Raw genomic sequence first — 19,568 nt, forward strand, 5'->3', positions numbered from 1 at the left:
CAGCTTGCGCCGCCCGACCCAAAGGAGCCGGCACCCGGCATGTTCTGGCGCATATTGCCACATGCGACCGCATGCGTCGCATCCGACTCGCTGTTCGTCCTGGATGTCCGGCAGGACCGGTACTTTCGGGTTCCGGCCGCAGCATCAAGCGAGATGCTTGCCTGGCTCGACCGCAACTATTCCGCGGTTACCCCCAAGGCCGTGATCGACACGCTGATCCGAGCGCGCGTCCTGAAGGAAGGCGATCCGGAGCCAACCAACGTGCTCAAGGAGCGCGTGACGATCCCTGCCGGGCTCGGCCGAGCCGATGCGTCGGAACGCGGCAACGGGCTCCCTTTCCGAGTCGCGATGAGCGTCGCCAGCATGCGGCTGTCACTGCGCGCCTTCTCGCTGAACCACATTCTGACCGGGATATTCACCCGGGGCCCTATGCTCCCACGGAGCAATGTGCAGGCCGCACTCGCCGAAGCGCAAGCGTTCGAGCGTGCCCGACGAATGGTGCCTATCGCCCGCAACTGCCTGCTCGATTCGCTCGCGCTTGAGCGCTGGCTCGCCCGACGGGGCCTTGGATCGCAGCTCGTATTCGGTATCACCCCCGAGCCTTTCGCCGCCCATTGCTGGCTACAGACCCCGGACGTGATCCTCAACGACAGCTTCGATCACGTGTCGGGCTTCACTCCGATTCTCGCGATATGAACAAGGCTTTCTACTTGGCGGTCGTCGCCCGTCCAGGGCCCGAGGCCGCCGAGCGGATGCACCGGCTCACCGAGAAACTGCAGGCGCCAGGCATGGCCGATTTGGTCGCGGTGCCAGAGCTTCGGGTTGTCGGCGACCCGGCGGCAGCGCAACTCACGCTGCCAAACGGCCGAGGCATTATCTTGGGGCATCTGTTCCGACGCGTGGACAGCAAGCGCGTGACCGCGATGTCAGGAGAGGAGGCGCTTTCCTCCCGCGACTTCGTGAAAGCCTATTGGGGCGGCTATGTTGCAATCCGCGCCTTCGAGGACCGAGTCGAGATTCTGCGCGACCCCTCGGGCATGGTGCCTTGCTACCACGCCGAGATCGACGGCGTGCATGTCCTGACTTCGCGGCCTGACTTGCTGTTCGGCACCGGCCTGCTCGACCCCATCATCGACTGGACGATCGTGGCGCAGTCGCTTGTCTATCGCGATTTCCGACCGGCGCGCACCTGTCTTCGGGGGGTGAGCGAGTTGCTCCCCGGCGCAGTGCTCGACCTGAGTGAGCGCGGCGCTTCCACGCATTGCGCCTGGTCGCCCTGGCAGTTTGCGCAGCCCGCAGCCCGGATCACCGACCCTGCGGAAGCGATTACGACCCTGCGCGATGTCATGATCGTGACGCTGGGCGCATGGGCCGGTTGCTTCGAGCGCCCGATGATCGAGATCTCCGGCGGTCTCGATTCTTCGATCGTCGCCGCCGGGATGCGCGCTCCGGGGCCGGCGATTCACTGCCTCACCTTCGGTCCGGCGGCCGGAGATGCCAGCGAGCTGCCATGGGCGCGAGCGGTCGCCGAGCATCTGGGATATCCGCTCGCCGAGCTGGTCGCGGACGCCGCAACGGTCGATATCGGCCACAGCGATGCGCAGGATTTGCCGAGACCCTGCGCGCGCGCCTTTTCCCAGGCGCTCGATCGTCCGATCCAGAAGGTGGCGGCCAAGCTTTGCATCGACGCGTTCTTTGGCGGCGGCGGCGGGGACAGCATGTTCTGCCTCACCCATTCGGCGCTGCCGTTGATCGATCGCCTGACGGCCGAGGGACTCGGCAGGGGCATCTTCGAAAGCGCTGGCGACATCGCTCAGCTGACGCGAACCAATATCTGGAAGGTGCTTGCAGCCGCTGCCCGGCGCTTGCCTCGGGCGCATTCTTCAATGCCAAGGCCGATGACCAACGCCTTCCTCGCGCGGCATGTCCCCGAGACCCTGCCCTGGCCGGAGGGCAATTCCTGGCTCGCTGCCCCTCCGGGAGTCCCGCCTGGAAAACGCAATCACGTCTGGTCGATCATCGGGATCCAGAACCAGCTCGAAGGCTATGGCCGCGAGGCCATGGCTCCCCTGCTGGCACCGCTTTTGTCCCAGCCGATCGCCGAGACCTGCATCGCCATTCCGACTTGGTATTGGTGCATTGGCGGCAATAACCGCGCGGTGGCGCGTGAGGCATTCCGGGATCGCCTCCCCGCGTCGGTCATCGACCGCCGCACCAAGGTCTCGTTCAGCAGCCTCGCCTATCGGGTGATCCGGGCGAACATGACGATTTTGCGCGAGATGCTCCTGGACGGCGCGCTCGCGCGGCAAGGACTGCTAGACCGGGAGCGCATTGCCGGCTTTCTGGACGGCACGATGGCGGACGGCGAGGCGCTCCCGGAACTCATGGCGCTCGTCGAGGTCGAGGCGTGGGTGCGGCATTGGGAAGCCCGGTCACTTCGGTGACGCCGCTCGCATGACCTTCCAACGCGCGATCTCGGCAGCCAGCGCGGGATCGTTCGATTCGAGCCCGAGGAGCCAGAAATCAAACCAGGCGATGTTGCGGTCGTAGATGGCCAAACGGTGCGCCGGATGATGCTTGGTGTGCCATTCGTCGGAATAGACATACATCTCGACCGGGGCGTCATGCGCTTTGAGCGCGGCAAAGGCCTCCTGCGCCATCCGAAACTCGCCGTCGGCCAGGTTCATCAGCAGCGGCACCCGGAGATGGTCGGCATTCAAAGCGATCGACTGGCCTCGCCAGAACTCCCGGCCATCCGCGCCCGCGGGCGGGTAGCCCACGCCTTGCACGACATTGTTGCCGTAGCCCGGCCCCGCATTGAAGGCCGCATTGGGGTCGTCGCAGCAGGACGAAATGATCGCAGCCTTGAAGCGAGTCGAATTGTTGAGCGCGAACTGGACGGTGCTTGCGCCGTCGCTCAAGCCGGTGATTCCGATCAACCGCGAATCGGCCACCCCCTTGGCGATCACGGTATCGATTCCGGCCTCGAGCGCAGTGAAGATGCGTCGCCGCCCCGACCAGTTCCTGACCTTGACGCGCTGCGCGGCCTCGGCGCTGGCTTTCGCGGCAGCCTCCGGGGCTTCAGCGGGCCACTGGAAGTTGAGCACGGCATAGCCCCGCGCGGCGAGCAGCTGGATCGGGTATTCGTCGCCCTGCCCGCCGCGCTGAAAACCCCGCGAGACATATTGGACGATGATGAGGGGATGGCGCTCGCCTGGTTTGTGAGTCGGCGGGAGCGTCAGGTCACCATAGGTGCGCACGCCGTCCCGGTCGGTCCAGGTCAGCCGCTCTACCTTGCCCAGCGGAAAGCCCGCAAACTCCGGATTGGGATCGAAGACCGTCGTACTGCTGCCGGTCGCCGGATCGATGCGCTCGAGGACTCGGGGGTGCGTGGCCGTCTCTCGCGCGCAGATCAGCGATGCACCCGTCAGCGCGCATCCTGGGAGGAAATCCTTGGTCTCGAGCACGAGGCGCGGACCCGGCTCGGCGCTCGGGCGCCACCGGTACAGCGCACTGCGTCCGCCATTGTCGGCATTGCCGTTGCGCAGAATGTAGAGGACGTCAGACCCGCTCCACCAGAGAGCAGCGATCGGCTCGCGGCAGGCCCGGCTCGTGCAAGGCACGCTCTGACCGTCCACTTCCACCCACAGCAAAGTGGGACCACGGGGGAGATCGGCACGCTCGCTCGCCACCCAGGCGCGGTTACCGGTTGGCGAGGCCGCTGTGGCGCCTGCGTCCGCAGGAAATACGACCGCAGCGTCACCCTTCATCGCGGCGGCCTGTTCCACCGAGACCACACGGCTTTCCCCGGTCGCGAGGTCGAGCGCATTGATCTCGGTCGGCAGCGGCAGCTTGGGCGTAGGTCTCGCATAGGCGATCGACCAGAAGCGTTCGTCATAGAGATAGCCCGACCGCCCCTCGCGCTCGATTTCGGCGACCCCGGCATCGAACAGCCTGCGCGTCGTGAACAGCAAGGTCCGGCCGTCCTTGCTCCAGGCAAGGCTGCGCGGCTCGGTGGTGAGGTTGGTCACCTGCTCCGCAGGGGCGCCTTCGAGACCGACCCGCCAAATCTGGGTTTGGCCCCTGTCGCGGCGAAGATAGGCAAGCGAGGTCCCGCCGGGCGACCATAGTGGCGGCTCGGTGACTGGCAGCCCCGAGGGCACGCCCGTGACGCCGTAAGGGTCGGTCATCGCCTGGATGAACTCGCCGCCGACATCGAGCAGGCGAAACGCGATGCGTCCGTCCAACGACACCAGCATCACTCCGAAGCAATAGCTATCAGTGTCGGGATCGGCTCGCCGCAGGATCAGCGCCGCATACCTGCCGTCCGGAGACAGGCTGAAGGCGGGCCTTTTGGCGCTGTCGAACATCATCCCAAAGTCGCGCAGCTCGATCAGATCGCGCGCGGCGATCGCCCGTTGACCTGTTGCCGCCCTGGAGGAGGGCGGCAACAGGCGCTCCCCACATGCCGCGGGCGTTGCGTGCGCCACCCCGGTCATGCAGGCGAGCAAGGGGATGGTAGCGCGGATCAGGTGCCTCACCATGATTTGGAGACCTGCAGCGCAACAAAGCGGCCCATCGGGTTCGCATTCTCGCCATCGAAGCCGACCGCGAGCGTACCGACGACATAGCTCACATAAGGCGGATCGGAATCGAACAGGTTGCTCGCGTTGAGCGCGACACGGAGCCCCTTGAACGGTCCTGAGGACTGCTGGAAACTGTAACCCAGATTGAGGTCGAACGTCGTCCAGGACGAGACGCGCTGCGCCGGGGTGACGGTCCTGTTCTGATAGCCGTCGGCATAATTGGCGAACAACGCGACCCCAACGCCGCCCTTGTTCCAGGTCGCGCGCCCGCGAACACGCAGGTCTATCGGATTGCCGACGGTATCGACCACATCGACCGGCGCCGAGGTCGCGGTCAGCTGCTGCTTGATCTCGAAGATATAGGTCCCGGTCGCGCCGATCGTGGCATTCCCGCCGCCCAGCCCGAAATCATATTGTAGGTCGAGATCGAGCCCGGACTGCTTGACGACCGACAGATTGCGGGTCCGGGCATCTGCGATCGCGATGATCGGCGCGGTGCTGGGGATGCCCGCCAGGTCCAGATAATATGGCGAGGCGAACAACTCGGCGATACGCGCTGCCGACGGATTGAAGGTCAGGATCGGTGCATAGATGTCGCGATTGATCAGATAGGTGGTGACGCTTGAGGCGACCGAGGCGATCCTGTCACGGTACTTGACGTCGAACCAGGTGACGCCAAGCCGCAGCCCGGACAGCATTGCGGGTTTCAAATCCGCTCCCAGCGTCCAGGTCGTGGCGCGCTCGGGCCCCAGATCCGGGTCGTTGCCGCGGATAACCATGATGTTCGACATGCCGGTCGGGGACTGGGGATCGACCACCGGATAGGCGAACTGCCCGAACGTGTCGGGATCCTGGCGAAGCTCGGTAACGCCGGGCGCGCGGAACGACTTGCCGTAGCTTCCGCGCAGCGTAATGCCGCCAAGCGGTTCCCAGGCAAAGCTGACTTTCGGGTTCGTGGTGCTGCCGAAGTCGCTGTAATGTTCCGAACGAAGCGCCGCCGACAGATCGAGGCGGCGGAACAGCGGCACCGCCGTCGCCTCGTTGAACACGGGAATTCGCACCTCCGCATAGGCGCCCTTGACCGTGCGCGGCCCGGGCAACGGGGTCAGCGCGTTGGCGCGCGGTGCCAGCATGGATGTGTAGGAGATATTCTCGCGGTCCCGGTAACGGTCCTCGCGATATTCCCCGCCGACCGCGATGCGGACGTCACCCGCCGGCAATGCGAACAGCGGACCATCTGCGCGCAGCGAAGCCGACCAGACCAAGGCGTCCCAGCGCCTCTTGCTGTAACCGCGGATGGACTCGATCGTGGCGGGATTGGTCGAAGGCCCGTCGCCCAGAAGATTATAGGCGGTGGCGGGGTTTGTGTCGGCCAGCGCCAGCGCGAGGCGCGCCGAGTTGACGCGGTTCAGATAGTCATAGCGCTCGTCCTGCTTGCCCCAGGTGCCGTGCGCATCGACAGACCAGCCGCCCAGCGTCAGGTCTAGGCCCGCCGTGCCGCCATAAGCCCGGACGTCGCCTCGATAGCGCTCGTTTCCGAGGTCGCGCACGAAGCTGTAATTCACTCCGATCGGCAGGTGTGTGCCGATCGGATCGACATAATAGGGATTGGTGACCGGGACCGTGCGACGTGTATCTGCGCCGCTGCGGACCGCGACGTCGAACTTTCGCCAGGTCCCCAGGCCGCGGGCGTAGAAGCGCAGATTGCCGGTCAGGTCCTGGCTGAACGAGACGAACAGCGAATGGCGCTGCTGCTCGGGCAGGATATCGGTGCCGCCCCAGCCATCCCCACGATTGATCGCCCCGCGCGTCAATTTCGCGGCCGTCAGCCCGTTGCCGAACTGTCCGCGGGGGATAGCGAAGTTGATCCCTCCCGCGACGATCGTGCCTGGGCTCGCATAATTGCCACGATAGTCACCGCCGCCAAAGGCGCGAAGGTCGTCGGTGATATAGGGCCTATCGTCGGCGGAGAGATTGTCGCGGTGGTAGAACTCATAGGCCGCGACCAGATTACCGCCGGACCATTTTGCCCCGAGAACCTGGCTGAACTGATATTCCTGGGCGTCGCCATCGGCTGTGCCGATGCGGAAGCTTGACTCGGCGCCGCTGAAGTTATTGCGGGTCACCACGTTCACCACGCCCGCGACGGCATCCGAACCATAGATGGCGGAGGAACCGTCGGGTACGATCTCGACGCGTTCTATCGCCGAAGCGGGAATGACGGAAAGGTCTGAGAAGGTGCCCGAAAATCCCCCAAGCGGTGGCCGGTCTCCGTTAATGAGGACCAAGGTCGAGCCTTGGCCAAGGCCACGCAGATTCACGCCGACCCCGCGGCTGACATTGCCGTTGCCGGCGCCGGTGATCAGCCCGCTCATCCCCTCGATCGCGCCGCCGCTGTAATTCTGCGGGATTGATTGCACGATCTGCTGGGTCGTGGCGAAGCCGGCTTCGGCCATGTCGTTGCGGTCGATGCTGATGACCGGCACGCCGACGGGTCCGCTACCGCGTATGCGGGTTCCGGTGACCAGTATTTCGCGCTCGCCTTCTGCGATCTGGTTTCCCTCCGGGGCGGGATCGTCGCGCTGCACGACCAGCGTTGCCCCGACGGTTACGACACGCAAATGGCTGCCTCGCAGCAACTGGGCCACGGCTGCCGAAGGAAGATAGCGGCCCTTGAGTGCCGGTGCGGTAAGGCCATCGACAAGGTCGGTCGGAGCGATAACCGGCGTGCCCGATTGCTGCGCGACCTGACGCAATGCAGCTCCCAGGTCCTGGCTCGGCACGTCGTACTTGCGCGCGCCATCGGTCCGCTGCGCGATCGCGACCGGCACCGTCATTACAATCGCCGTGCTTGCTAGTGCCAGCACGCCCCTCTTCCCCAACCGCATATTCTGCTCCCAATTTCGTCATCGAAATGACCGTCTGGGAGGAGAGACAATGCGGCACGGAAAACCCGCCCGAATTTCTTTCGTTGGTTCGGTGCCTAGCGCTTGAGGACGAAATCGCCCTGTGTGGTGCGCTCGACCCGCAGCGAAAATGCCGAAGCGAGACTTGCGGCAAGTTGCTCGACCGGGACAGGTCGGAACGCGCCGGTGACCCGCAGCGAGGCAAGCGCCGGATCGCCTAGCCGGACCTTCTTTGCCGAATAGCGATTGGTCTGCTGGAGCACATCGCCGAGCGGGACGGCGTCGAAGTCGAGCATGCCAGACACCCATTGCTGCGCGCCGATGCTTGCCTTGGCAACCCGCGGATGCGCGGGAACGTCGGTAAAGCACTCACCCGGCGCGAGCCGCGTCACGGCGGCGACACCGCCGGCCGGCGTCAGGCCGCGAACATCGACCGCGCCGCGCAAGAGGGTCACCCTCACGCCTCCCGGCTCGAACCCTATATCGAACAGCGTCCCGCGCGCGGTTACCGTCCGGCCGGCCGCCTCCACCAGGAAGGGGCGCGAAGCGTCATGGATTACGTCGAACCGCGCCCGGCCCCTTGTCAGGCGGACAACCCGCGCTTCGCCAGAGAACCGCACATCGATCGCGCTGTCTGTGTCGAGCGTGACGGTCGTGCCGTCGGCGAGCTTGAAGGCGCGGATTTCGCCGATCCGGCTCGCCTGAAGATCCTCGGCGGCCACAAGCGCTGGCAAAGGCTGCCCGACTGGCACGCGATGCAGCCACAAGCCGGCCAGCAAGGCCAGAACCATCGCCAGCGCAAAGCCAGCGCGCGCAACGGGCAGTTGCCAGAGTGGCAGACGCCGCTCGGGAAGCCGTCTTGCCCGTCCCATCGCGGTGCCGGCCAGGCCCGCCGTTGTCTGCCATTGCCGCTCCGCCTCCGCATAGGCTGCGCGATGCGCTGGGTCAGCAGCGCGCCAGCGCTCGAACGCAAGGAGCGCCGCGGCGCGGTCAGGTCCCTGCATCCGCGCAAACCACTGGGCTGCCTGATGGTCGGCTCCGTCCGTGCGGCCGCCTTCGCCACGCGCCATCAGTCCCGGCCTGCATTCTTCAACAGCATCGCCATCGCCTGTGCCATCTGCTTCTCGACGCCCGAGACTGTCATACCCGTGCGCTCCGCAATTTCGGCGTAACTCATCCCATCGAGGCGAACTGCCATGAATATTTCCCGAGTCTTGGGCTTCATCCGGCGCATTACCGCTTCGGCCCGCGCGAGGCCATCGCGCGCTTCGAGACGGGCGACCTCATTCCTATCTGAAACCGCCTCGTCGTCATAGACGACGTGAAGGCGCTCGCCGCGTGCCGCCGCGCTCTTGGCCTGGTTGCGCATCAGATTGCGCGCGATCTGCCAGAGAAACGCGCGAGGCCGAAGGATTGCGTCGGAACGACCCTGCTCGCTTTGCGCCAACCTCAAAAAGGCTTCCTGCGCGACGTCGCCGGCATCCTCGGGATTAGAACGATGCCGCGTGATGAACCGCACCAGGGCCTGGCGCTCGTTGCGATAGATCATCTCGATGCCTGGCGCCGCGTTCGCAGGCACCTCGGCGTCCTCCAGGGCCGGTGCGATCGAAGGCAATGGGGGCGACATTCAGGCCGCTCCCGTTGCCGGACACGGAACAAGCCTCGCCCTGATCGTCAAGCGCATCGTAATGCCTCCCATGGCGAGGCATCCGGCTGGAAGCCGGGTGTTGAGAACAAGTTTGAGGACTTGCGCCGACGCCTTTAGTCGCGAACGACCTGAACATGCGCGTCGGCCACCCGGCCGCTAGAGCCTGGATTGGGGAGCTCAAACGAGGTTCTCAAGCCTCGGCGCCGTGCTTTGGACGACGCATTCCAAGACTTGGATTGGAACAGATCTAAATGCAAGGCAATCGATAAACCAAGGAATCGTAGTCACTTCGGACCGATTCCGACCGCAACCGGTGCAAACGTGCAACACACACCGCCTGGCTATTCGACTTGCGGGCGCGGCTCGGTGAAACCAGCGGCCCTGGAGGTGGTGCGAGCGACGGGCTTGGGTAGCATAGAGGCGAAGCAATAGAACCGGCTTCGCACCCCCATTTCTTAGAATGGCGGCTCGGCTACTTGACGGTGATGGTACAGCTATCGTGATCGCCGGCTTAACCACCGGCCACGCAACTCGGCAGAGAGGCTGGGATGATCGAGGTTCATTTGCTGCGCTACGCGCTTGCGGCAGCCGACACCGGCAGCTTCAGCAAGGCAGCCGACCGGTTCGGGGTCAAGCAATCGACGCTGAGCAAGCAGGTCCACTACCTCGAAGACCGGATCGGCCTCGCGCTGTTCCGACGCTCGACCCAGGGGGTGATTCCGACCAGCCCCGGTGAAGGTTTCCTGCGCAAGGCACGAAATATCGTCGCTGATATCGACGCGCTCGACCAGGAATGCGCCGCGATGGCACGCGGGACAGCCGGGCTGCTGCGGTTCGGCTTTCACGGCTCGCTCGGCAGCGGCGACCTGTCGGCAGTTGTGCGCGAGTTCCGAGCCGCCTGTCCCGATGTGGAGTTGTCGGCAAAGGAGCGGAGCCGCACACGGCTGCTGCGAGGTCTGGAGCGTGACCAGCTCGATTTCGCGGTGATGTGCGGACAGGCGGAACGTCCCGGCATCACCTCGCTATCCTTTTGGAGCGAAAAAGTGATGATCGGCTTCGCGCATGGCGATCCGCTGTGCGCTCGCGCGCCACTATACTGGACAGATCTCAGGGGAATGACCTTCGTCATCTCCCAGGTCGATCCCGGACCGTACCTCAACGATCTCGTAACCTCTCGCCTTTCCGGTCCAGGGTTTGGCCCGAGCGTGCGCATCCAGGATGTGCGGCGTGAGAACCTGCTGCCTTTCGCGGGCAACGGACATGTCGTCGTGACGACAGGGATAGCACGCGACGGCGATGACTGCGTGCTCTGCCCGGTCCATGATCCGTTCGGTCCCACCTATCTCGAGCAGGCGATCCACTGGCGACGCGACAATCAGAGTGCCGTTCTCCGGCGCTTCCTGACGATGCTCGCGAAGCGGTACGGTCGAACGCTGCCCTGCCTTTGAAACTGCGCGCGCGGGTCGAAGGACGCGCTTTCGATTCCGGGCGCGGCCTGATCGTCGCCGGCGGCGTCACGAAACCACCGATCCGCCGTCGGCGAAGCGCGCCAAAGCGCCGATCCAAACGCAAATAGCTGTTTACGATGTTGGCGACTGCGCCCGGCCCGCACGTCGCGCGCTATCACAGTCGGCAGATCGTGATGCTCGGGCGGGACGACTGGGGCCGCTGGCTTGATTCGACTGTCCCTGCCGGAGAGGTCCTGCTCCCGGCGCCAGCGGGCACGCTCGAGGTGACCCAGATCCGCTGACCGACACCGAGCTTCGACTTTTCCGTCTAGCGCAATTCAATCCTCTGACTGCGCGTCGGCACCGCAGAAATTGCAATGATTATTGACTTGTTGACTTAGAATACGAGGCAACCCTAACTCGTGCGCTCTAGGGGGAGGCAATATGAAATCGGTATTTTCCGGCGTCGCAATGGCGCTGGCTTTCATCACGACTGCAAACGCTCAAACTGTGACAGCGCCACCAGCTGAGACCGCAAGTTCCGAGAACGCCGCCATTCTACGCGCAGGAACGTCTGTGCCGCTGCGCACGCTCACCGAGCTGACCACGGAAGGCAAGAAGTTGAAGGTGGGCTACCGCTTCAATTTGGAAGTCTCGGAGCCTGTCACTGTCAACAACAAGATCGTGATTCCCGTTGGCAGCCCCGCGATGGGCGAGGTCGTCAGCGTCCGCAACAAGGGCATGTGGGGGAAGTCGGGGAAGATCGAAGTGCGGATCCTCTATGTCCGCGCGAATGACCTCCAGATCCGGCTTTCGGGCTCGATGGACGACAAGGGCGTCACCGGCACGGCGGGCGTCGTGGGCGCAGCTGTCCTGCTCCCGGTCGCAGGATTTTTCCTTACGGGCACCAGTGCGCGCATTCCGGCCGGCAGCAATATGACCGGATTTGTGGAAGAGGACGTCCCGATCACCTTTGCGCCCGGCGCGCCTGTCGGCATGACCGTCCCAACGTCTGACCCAGCAAAGTAGACTATTCGGGGGAGGTTGCCGAATGCCCGCACTCTTCGACGCGCCTTCCCCGATACTGCCCGTTCAACCTTGGGGATGAAGCCTTGGCCGCACCCGAGTGATCTTCCTGCCGATGGCAGGCTGATGCGGGGATGTGTGGCTGCCATCGTCATTGCTGGCGCGTTGGTCGCGCTGTACGGCCTCATAGCCTCGTTCGCCTGAAATCGAGCATCCCGCCGCCGCGCGCCATAGCGCGACTGCACTGCACCTGCTGCATCAATCCACATCTTAAATCTCGCACCCTCCGCCGCGCCGCCGCGCCGCCGCGCCGCCGCGCGCGCAAGCGGGGACAATGCATCGAACGTCATTCATAAAACGGGCGGGCGAAGCGGAAGAAAATCGGGCATTCCCGGCGGCAGTGGCACACGGACCGCTGCCCGTTGCGGGAGGTCCCGACGACCTCCCGCAACATATCATTTCAGTTCTTGTCCCACTTCGTGCTCCGGTCCTCATTGCCCTCGCTTGTCTGCTATCGAGCATCCGCGCATACTGGAATGATGATTCAACGGGCCGTCGATACCGCAGCGCTGCATCGCAAACTCGACACCCAAATCGAGACGGCGATCATGATCGCCGAGCATCTCGGAGCGACACTAGTTACCTGCCACCTGCAAATGGCGCGCGACATGCTCGGCGTCCCGCTTTCAGCTGTGGGCGGCCCCAATCATGACTCAACCGCCCCGGATCCGGAATGATGGCGGCAGCTGGCCCGTTCATGCCCGCTTGTGTGGCGCCCCTGGGCAAGCCGGAAAAGGGAAAGGCGGCGAGTCGAGTGCACCGCCTAACGACCCGGCAGAAGGATTGCCTGCGGCTTGTTGCAAAGGGCTACACGTCAAAGGAGATCGGGCGGCAGCTCGGCATATCCTATTCCACGGTCGACAATCACCTGCTGGCCGCTGTCCAGCTACTCGAGGTGCCAGGACGGGCAGAAGCCGCCCGCAAACTTGCAGACCATGAGCAAGCGATCAGGCAAGAGCAGCTACCAAGCAGGCCGGACGCCAGCGAGAGGCACGCGCCTCCACCCGCCGGGACTGTCGATGGGCACTCCGAAATGGTTGGGCAGGAACTGCCTAGGCAGCCGCTGCCGGTTGCCCAAACCCCCAGCCCGGCGGATGAAAGATCCCAGGTTGCAGGTGCCCCGTCGGAAAGCCGCCCGGGCAGATTGCTTCCGCCGATCGGGGGACGGGAAAATGTTCTATCTGGATCACGACGGATCTACGCGATTGCAAGGATCTCACTGTTCTCGACCCTCATGTTTGTCGCTTGCGTAATCGTAATTCGAACGTGCTTCGACGCGCTGCGCTGAAGCGCTGAAGAATCTCCACAATCTAGAAATTTAAGCGCCGTACGGCGCAAGGAGGAGTCATGACTAAGCTTACCGAGGGCGCCGCCCGGGTGATCGCTGGCGACATCACCGATGTCTTCAACGCCGCCGACACCGCACTTCTTGCCAGTGCGCGTGTTGCGGGATCGGTGCTGGAGGGCACTGCCGGTTCGGGAATGCATCCCCGCACAAAGCAAAAGCTGCTGGAGACACTGAACGACGGGTATGGCAAGATCCTCGCGGGGCGCAAGGAGATGGTTCAGGCGCAAGTCCAGATGGTCGTTATTCAGCGTCAGAGCAATCTCGACACGGTCGACTTCGGCTGCTGGGGCGCTCCCGCGACTTTCTTCACGACCGCCGAAGCCAAGATCGACGAATCTGCGGTCGTTTGATCCATCACCATCCGCTCCGGGCCGACCTTGCCTTGACGCCCAGCACATCTGTGTGATGGAGTCAGTGCAATGGTCGGCACTCTGTTCTCAATTTTGTTGTCCGCAAGCTGCGCATATGCCTGGTTCGCTGGGGGAACTGAAGGCCGATGTATTGTCGTAATGCTCATTGCTGCCGCTTTGCTAAGTGTGCCAGCCTCGTGGTTGGATTACGGATGGCATCACACACAAATTCCCGTATTCGGGATAGACGTACTGCTGCTCGGAGGCCTCGTCCTTATGGCGCTGCGAAGTCGGTCATATTGGCCGCTCTGGATGGCGGCGTTTCACCTTATCAGCGTGACCACGCACGCCGCAACAATTGCCCAGCCCGCGCTGAAACCAATCATTTATTTCGCTCTCCAGTCGTTCTGGAGTCTGCCGCTACTGCTCGCGATGGTTGCGGGCATTATGCTGGATCGACGTGCGGGCATATTGCCCCCGAGCAGGCCAGAGCCGATCGATGAACGAACCCAGGTCAAAGACCGGCTCCGGGCCGACTGAGGATGAATTCGCGGTGCTCGCGAGGGAATGCCGCACGATCGCCGACCAGCTTGCAGAGCTGTCTCGTCAGAAGGAGCCTGATAGCCGGCTAGCCCGGGGACCACGCCTGTCTGAGGTCGCTCAGATCCGTCGCTACCTGGCCTCTCGTCGTTTACGAGAAAATTTGCTCCCCGCGGAGCTTTTCGCAGACCCGGCATGGGATATATTGCTTGATCTCTTCGCGTGTGAGCTGGAAGGAACGCGCGTATCGGTGTCGAGCGCATGCATTGCTTCCTGCGTTCCGGCAACCACAGGTCTGCGGTGGTTGAGCCACCTCGAAAAGCTGGGGATGATCAGTCGTGAGTCCGACGCGATCGACGCCCGGCGAACCTATATTCGTCTCACTGACGCCGCACGCGATCCGATCCGAACATGGCTGGAACGCGTGCCTTGGATGGCTCTGCCGGGCGCAGGTCGCTAGCATTAAAATTCGTGCGCCACAGTCCGAGGCCGAGCGCAAAAGGCGCCCACAGCAAGCAGCGTCACTGCTGCTGGCTGGCTATACGGCAAGGCTTCCAGCGCCATCCTCAACATCGCGCTGCCGCCGAGACCGATGCAGCAGCCATGCACCTGATGCGAGGCTTCGGCTTTCGCGAGGCTGAACGCGAACAGCCACTTCCACAGATATAATCCGGTCATCACCATACCGCATTGCAAGCGCCAATCCGAGGTTGGTACCCATTGGCATATGCTGCATGGGTCACTGTCGCCTGACCTTCGCAAAACCACGGTCGGTCGCCATGAACTGGGCGAGCATGGGGACAATCAGTTTCGCCGGACCTTGCGACGCCTGACCGGTAGCGCTCGCATGGGCTTCTGCATAGGCAGTCAGGTCCCGATAGACTTCTGCGGGAACGTCGATCGACACCCTGACCGGCTTGTCATCGGCGATGGGGCCAAGCTTGAGCGTCATTTCGTCCCTCCATCGGTCGCTGCCATCACGATGTCTCGGGTGACAATCACGCGAAGCTGAAAGCCTGGCCGTATCGTGAGCGTGGGCCGCACATTCATCTGTCGACGGACGAGATCCTGACCGGTGCGTCCGATCGATTCCGAAGTCCCTTGACGCAGCGCTCTGAGGAGACCGTCATCGTCGCTGTTCCCGAGCTGCGTGCCGACACTTAGAAGCGTCGAGATCAACGCGGCGCGCAACATGCTGCCCCAATGGTGTTTCACCTGGTCCTGCAGGCCGGAATAGCCCGACGCATCCGCGCCTGGCAGCCGGTCGAGCTCCATCGAGCGCCCGTCAGGAAGGATGAGCCGGTCCCAGGCGAGCAGAACCCGGCTCTGGCCGATTGATATCTCTGAATCATATTCGCCGATCAGCCGGCTCCCTTGCGGGATCAACAGGTACTTTCCGGTCACGCTGTCATAGACATTTTGCGTGACCTGAGCAGTGATCGTGCCGGGCAGGTCCGAGCGGATGCCCGTGATCAACGCGGCAGGAATGATGCTTCCCGCCTGCACGACATAGGGGGAAGTAGAAGACTTTAGCCGATAACCGCTCTCGATTTGGCCATTTCCGGAAGAACGCATAAAGTCCCGCTTCGCGGCTTGGCCTGATCCTCCGCCTGGGCTGAAGGGGGTCGCTGGCGCGGCCCTCGCATTAGCAAGCCCAAGGCTTTGTGCCGCTGATCCAGACGCCGCAACTGCAGGTCCGGCGGCGCCGCCACCGTCAACGAAAACCTTGCTCGTGCGCGCGGCGTCGCGCTCCTGACGCGCCCGCTCGCGTGCCGCCTGGGCGGCATTGGCGGCCGGAGCTGCGGAAGGGGCGCCCATCGGCGGTCGCGGAACATCGACCCCACGTTGTTGCGCAGACAGGATCGGCCTGCCCAGATCGCCCGGAAGTGGCGGACCCAGCCTGGGCACCTGCGAATAGTCCTTGGCCGCGGCGGCAAGGTTGTCGGACGTCGCACGATTGTCGGTCGCGTATAGCTCGGTTTGACTCTTCGGCGTCGACGGCTGGAGGCCATAGATCAGCGCGCCGCCGATGCCGGCAGTCGTGACCAATCCGACGGCAACCAGGGCCTTACGCGAAAGACGCATCACGTGAGGCGGATCGCCGCGCAGGCGCAGATCGGCAACACCAACGGGCTCGGGTTCAGCAGCGGCATTCATTTCGCCTTCTCCACCGGCATCGCACCGTCACGCAGAACGCGCACTCGCTTCTCGGACCTTCCTGACCCGAGCCGCAGCTCGGCGCCGGCGAACAGGCGATCGACCACAAGATAGCGCCCGCGAACACGGTAGTTGACCAGTTCGCCTTCGCCCTTGGAAGCGACGACGAACAACGGAGGAAGATCGCTCTGGCCGATGTTCGCCGGAAGCTCGATGAACACCTGCCGCCCGTCATCGAATGCGCGCAGCGGTCGCCACGACGGGCGATCGCCCTCAATCCTGTAGCGGAAGTTCAGCGCATCAATCTCGATGTTGCGCACGACCGGGGCGGCTGCCGCCGCTTCGCGACTCCGGGCGGTGAGCGCGATCAACGCGTCCTGCGGATAGGTCCAGGACACCGAGGCCATGTATGTCTCGGGCGTCGAGCGCAGCTCCAGATGATAGGTCCGCCGGTCAGTGTTGATCACCAGATTGGTGACGAGACCGGTCCTTGTGGGCTTGATCAGGATATGGACGCGCTGCCCCGCCCCCGATCCGCTGACAGTGTCGCCGATGATCCAGCGAACGGTATCGCCCGCAGCAACGGGACCTGGCCCGACCAACTGCTCGCCTTCCTGCAGCGCAATGTCGGTGACCTGACCGGGCGCGGAATAGAGTTGATAGAGCGCGCCTTCTGCCCAGGGGTAAAGCTGGATCGCGTTGAGAAACCCGTCGCGCACGGGTTGCATGCGTGCGGCAGCATTGGCGGTGCCGATCCGGGTCTTCGGGTCTGAGCGTTCTGGCGCTGATGCGGTCGAGACCGGCTTCAACTGCCCCGGCAAGGGGAGCGGCTCGGGAATGCGGACGATCTCGACAGTCTTGGGCTGTTCCGGCTCCGGTGCCGCTGCAGGAGCGGCGTCGAAGGTCAGCGGTACAGTCTGCGCGTGGGATGCGCTGCATGCAGCAAGCGGCAAGGCAGCGAGCGTCGCCAGGGCCGGCAGAATTGCCATAGGGATGGGGGTCATTGCGTGAGTTCCTTTGACCAGCTGAGGGCGCTGACGAATACGCCGAGGGGATTCTTGCGGAGCGCCTCGGGGGTACGCGGAGTCTGGATCACGATCGTCGCGATCGCCGACCAGCGCTCGGTCGCGGCGAGGCTGCCGTCCTGGTAACGCCGTTCGATCCACGAGATGCGGAAGCTGCTATCGGAGGCGCGGATCACGCTGGAGATATCGACCGCGACCTGGAATTTGCCGACCTGCGCGAAGGGGTCGTTGTTGCGGGCATAGTCGTTGAGTGCGAGGGCACCCTTGGCGGTCGTGAAGTCATAGGCCCGCAGCCAGTTTTGGCGCAGCACGACCGGGTCGGCCGGAATGCCCCGGAAATTCTCGATGAAGCGCGCCAGGTGATACGCGATTTGCGGATCGCTCGGATGATAGTCCGCGTCGGCGGGTGCTACGGCCTGCGCTTCGCCCATCTTATCGACCTGGACGATCCAGGGGGTGATCGAGCCGCGCATCGCCATGCCGATCAGGCCGGCGGTGGACAGTGCCAGCAGGGCGAGTGCGGCGAAGCAGGCGAGGCGCCAGTTGCGGGCCTGCACCCGGCCGGAGCCGATGCGGTCGTCCCAGGCCTGCCCGGCCCGCTGATAGGGCGTCTCGGGTTCTGGGGTAGCGCCGTAGCGCACTGTCGATCGTCGAAACATATATTCACTCCTTGTCGGTGACGCTGACGGAGGCGCCGGGGCCGCTGCTGTCGCCGCCGCGCAATGTGTGTGTGGCAACACTGGCGCCGTGGACGATCGCCTGGTGTCGGCGCATCGACTTGGCCCAGGCGGGTGGTTCGCTACGGGGGGCATCGGGTGCAGGCGGAGCCGCGTCCGACGACGCCTCCGGGGCAGCTGGCGACGGCGTTCCCGCTTCGGCCTGGGGAAGCGGTGCCCCTCCGCTATCGCGCTCAACCGGGCCGGGGCGGGTCTGGGGCTTAGGAACGCCACCAGAGTCCCGCTCGACTCCTGCGGGAACCGGTGCAGGTCCGGTATTGCTGCCGCCGCTATCGCCAGAACCGCCGCCGGTTGCCGCAGAGCCACTGGAGGAACCGCCGGTTGTACGCCGGAGCGGCGACAGGGCGCTGCTGGCGGCGGTGCGCCCGACATTGCCAAGACCCGATGCGACACCGGACATGCCCGACTTACCTGCCGCTCCAGAACGATAAGCGCTGGTCGCGGTGCTGACGGTTCGTCCTGCACCCGCGAGCGCACCGCCGGTAGTACCGAGCGCGGCGCCCCCGGCAGCCGCGCCGGCTGCGATCACGCCGCCCGCGGCGAGTGTGGTGCCGGCCGCCGCGCCTGCGCCGAGCTGCGGGCCTCCGGAGACGATGCCGCTGGCGATGCCGGGGCCGAATGTTCCCAGGCCAAGAAGGCATAGCGCGCCCAGCACGATCGCCATGGCGTCCTCGATCGTCGGCTGCGCGTTGCCGATCGCGTCGGTGAATTCTGAGAAGAGCGTCGAGCCGATGCCGACGATCACTGCGATTACCAGAACCTTTATGCCCGAGGAGACGACGTTGCCGAGCACGCGTTCGGCCATGAACGCGGTCTTCCCGAACAGACCAAACGGGATCAGCACGAACCCGCACAGCACGGTCAGCTTGAACTCGATAAGCGTCACGAACAGCTGCACGGCCAGCACGAAGAAGGCGAGCAGCACGATCGCCCAAGCGAACAGCAGGACGACGATCTGGATGAAGTTCTCGAAGAAGCTGATGTAGCCCATCAGCCCGGAGATCGAGTCGAGGATGGGACGACCGGCGTCGAGACCCACCTGGGCGACGCGCCCCGGCTGGAGCAGTTCGGCGGTGGTGAATCCCGTGCCGGAAGCCTTGAGGCCAAGGCCGGCGAAGCTCTCGAAGACGATCCTCGCGAGCATGTTCCAGTTGCCGATGATGTAGGCGAAGATGCCGACGAACAGCGTCTTCTTGACCAGCCGGGCGATAATGTCGTCGCCCTCACCGAAGGTCCAGAACAGCGCCGCGAGCGTCACGTCGATGACGATCAGCGTGGTTGCTAGAAACGCCACCTCGCCCTGCAGCAGGCCGAATCCTGAATCGATATAGGAGGTGAATACCTCGAGAAACCGGTCGACGACGCCTGTGCCGCCCATGTCACTGCTCCTGCTGTGTGTTGGCGATGGCCTCGTTCACGAGAATCGCCGGCTCGGAGGATTTGCCTGGCGCATCGTCCCCAGCCGGTTCGACGGGCGGCGATCGCTCCCCCAGGAACCGTCGGCGGTTCTCGGCCCAGGCTGCGAGGCAGCCCGGGTCCGAGCCCGCCGCCTGCCCGGCCAACTGGCAGCTCCGGAGCTTTGCCTGGAGCGGGTCTGTGGGCAGGTCGGTCGAGAGCGGCGGAAGCGGTGATGCCAGCTTCGGCTCGTCGCGCAGGGCGAGCAGACCCATGGCGGACGCAACGCCGAGACACGCAAATGCACCGATGCGAGCCGGAAGCCGGATGTTCATCACCCAA

The 19,568-nt window shown here is 64.3% G+C and carries 21 protein-coding genes; 10 read left to right on the forward strand and 11 right to left on the reverse strand.

The genetic code is table 11. From position 1 onward, the window contains the following. Positions 1 to 39: 39 nt before the first annotated feature. On the forward strand, positions 40 to 696 hold the full coding sequence (locus TS85_RS24275) for a lasso peptide biosynthesis B2 protein (RefSeq protein ID WP_052508011.1): 657 nt from the start codon (positions 40 to 42) through the stop codon (positions 694 to 696). Further along, entirely contained in the window at positions 693 to 2,444 is a 1,752-nt protein-coding gene (locus TS85_RS18795; RefSeq protein WP_044334272.1) for an asparagine synthase-related protein, read from the forward strand. Before TS85_RS24275 ends, TS85_RS18795 begins: the two co-directional genes overlap by 4 nt. Here the strand turns inward: TS85_RS18795 and TS85_RS18800 are convergent. From TS85_RS18800 to TS85_RS18815, 4 genes are all read right to left on the reverse strand, one after another. Beyond that, complete coding sequence (locus TS85_RS18800; protein WP_162184741.1) at positions 2,433 to 4,499, reverse strand: Atxe2 family lasso peptide isopeptidase; 2,067 nt, start codon at positions 4,497 to 4,499, stop codon at positions 2,433 to 2,435. The genes TS85_RS18795 and TS85_RS18800 overlap by 12 nt on opposite strands. A gap of 38 nt (positions 4,500 to 4,537) precedes the next feature. Next, entirely contained in the window at positions 4,538 to 7,453 is a 2,916-nt protein-coding gene (locus tag TS85_RS18805; protein ID WP_162184742.1) for a TonB-dependent receptor, read from the reverse strand. A 116-nt stretch (positions 7,454 to 7,569) separates the two neighbouring features. Beyond that, positions 7,570 to 8,562, reverse strand: coding sequence for a FecR family protein (locus TS85_RS18810; protein WP_052508013.1), 993 nt, complete (start codon positions 8,560 to 8,562; stop codon positions 7,570 to 7,572). After that, complete coding sequence (locus TS85_RS18815) at positions 8,562 to 9,119, reverse strand: RNA polymerase sigma factor (protein WP_077228693.1); 558 nt, start codon at positions 9,117 to 9,119, stop codon at positions 8,562 to 8,564. The genes TS85_RS18810 and TS85_RS18815 overlap by 1 nt, the downstream gene beginning before the upstream one ends. Positions 9,120 to 9,688: 569 nt before the next feature. Here TS85_RS18815 and TS85_RS18820 point away from each other — a divergent pair. The 8 genes from TS85_RS18820 to TS85_RS25565 all read left to right on the forward strand — a co-directional run bounded on the left by TS85_RS18820 (position 9,689) and on the right by TS85_RS25565 (position 14,372). Then, positions 9,689 to 10,588, forward strand: a complete 900-nt coding sequence (locus tag TS85_RS18820) for a LysR family transcriptional regulator (RefSeq protein ID WP_044334276.1) — start codon at positions 9,689 to 9,691, stop codon at positions 10,586 to 10,588. A 137-nt stretch (positions 10,589 to 10,725) separates the two neighbouring features. After that, complete coding sequence (locus TS85_RS25560) at positions 10,726 to 10,890, forward strand: SOS response-associated peptidase family protein (protein ID WP_155006477.1); 165 nt, start codon at positions 10,726 to 10,728, stop codon at positions 10,888 to 10,890. Positions 10,891 to 11,032: 142 nt separating this feature from the next. Further along, positions 11,033 to 11,617, forward strand: coding sequence for a hypothetical protein (locus TS85_RS18830; RefSeq protein ID WP_052508015.1), 585 nt, complete (start codon positions 11,033 to 11,035; stop codon positions 11,615 to 11,617). 533 nt (positions 11,618 to 12,150) lie between these two features. Next, positions 12,151 to 12,351 carry a hypothetical protein gene (locus TS85_RS18835; protein WP_044334277.1) on the forward strand — a complete coding sequence of 67 codons (201 nt, stop codon included), beginning with the start codon at positions 12,151 to 12,153 and terminating at the stop codon, positions 12,349 to 12,351. A gap of 20 nt (positions 12,352 to 12,371) precedes the next feature. Next, entirely contained in the window at positions 12,372 to 12,962 is a 591-nt protein-coding gene (locus tag TS85_RS26450; RefSeq protein ID WP_227698807.1) for a helix-turn-helix domain-containing protein, read from the forward strand. Between the two features lie 59 nt (positions 12,963 to 13,021). Then, positions 13,022 to 13,372 (forward strand): hypothetical protein, encoded by a 351-nt coding sequence (locus TS85_RS18840; protein WP_044334278.1) that lies wholly within the window; start codon positions 13,022 to 13,024, stop codon positions 13,370 to 13,372. Between the two features lie 69 nt (positions 13,373 to 13,441). Continuing rightward, complete coding sequence (locus tag TS85_RS18845; RefSeq protein WP_155006478.1) at positions 13,442 to 13,912, forward strand: hypothetical protein; 471 nt, start codon at positions 13,442 to 13,444, stop codon at positions 13,910 to 13,912. Continuing rightward, positions 13,872 to 14,372: a helix-turn-helix domain-containing protein gene (locus TS85_RS25565; protein ID WP_155006479.1), complete on the forward strand. Its 501-nt coding sequence runs from the start codon at positions 13,872 to 13,874 to the stop codon at positions 14,370 to 14,372. Before TS85_RS18845 ends, TS85_RS25565 begins: the two co-directional genes overlap by 41 nt. Positions 14,373 to 14,374: 2 nt before the next feature. Here the strand turns inward: TS85_RS25565 and TS85_RS18850 are convergent, their stop codons facing one another. From TS85_RS18850 to trbK-alt, 7 genes are read right to left on the reverse strand one after another with little or no spacing between them, the layout of a single operon-like run. After that, complete coding sequence (locus TS85_RS18850) at positions 14,375 to 14,596, reverse strand: hypothetical protein (protein ID WP_044334280.1); 222 nt, start codon at positions 14,594 to 14,596, stop codon at positions 14,375 to 14,377. A gap of 55 nt (positions 14,597 to 14,651) precedes the next feature. After that, entirely contained in the window at positions 14,652 to 14,864 is a 213-nt protein-coding gene (locus tag TS85_RS18855; protein WP_044334282.1) for a DUF2274 domain-containing protein, read from the reverse strand. Continuing rightward, positions 14,861 to 16,069, reverse strand: coding sequence for a TrbI/VirB10 family protein (locus TS85_RS18860; RefSeq protein WP_044334283.1), 1,209 nt, complete (start codon positions 16,067 to 16,069; stop codon positions 14,861 to 14,863). The genes TS85_RS18855 and TS85_RS18860 overlap by 4 nt, the downstream gene beginning before the upstream one ends. After that, the gene (trbG, locus tag TS85_RS18865; RefSeq protein WP_044334284.1) at positions 16,066 to 17,073 is read right to left on the reverse strand and encodes a P-type conjugative transfer protein TrbG; all 1,008 of its coding nucleotides are present in this window, start codon (positions 17,071 to 17,073) and stop codon (positions 16,066 to 16,068) included. Before trbG ends, TS85_RS18860 begins: the two co-directional genes overlap by 4 nt. Then, positions 17,070 to 17,753: a conjugal transfer protein TrbF gene (trbF, locus tag TS85_RS18870; protein WP_044334286.1), complete on the reverse strand. Its 684-nt coding sequence runs from the start codon at positions 17,751 to 17,753 to the stop codon at positions 17,070 to 17,072. The genes trbG and trbF overlap by 4 nt, the downstream gene beginning before the upstream one ends. 4 nt (positions 17,754 to 17,757) lie before the next feature. Continuing rightward, a complete protein-coding gene (gene trbL / locus TS85_RS18875) occupies positions 17,758 to 19,209 on the reverse strand; it encodes a P-type conjugative transfer protein TrbL (RefSeq protein ID WP_044334287.1) in 1,452 nt (483 codons plus the stop codon). A 1-nt stretch (position 19,210) separates the two neighbouring features. Beyond that, entirely contained in the window at positions 19,211 to 19,561 is a 351-nt protein-coding gene (trbK-alt, locus tag TS85_RS18880) for a putative entry exclusion protein TrbK-alt (protein ID WP_044334288.1), read from the reverse strand. Between the last annotated feature and the right edge of the window lie 7 nt (positions 19,562 to 19,568).

It is taken from the genome of Sphingomonas hengshuiensis, from assembly GCF_000935025.1.
Taxonomy (GTDB): domain Bacteria; phylum Pseudomonadota; class Alphaproteobacteria; order Sphingomonadales; family Sphingomonadaceae; genus Sphingomonas; species Sphingomonas hengshuiensis.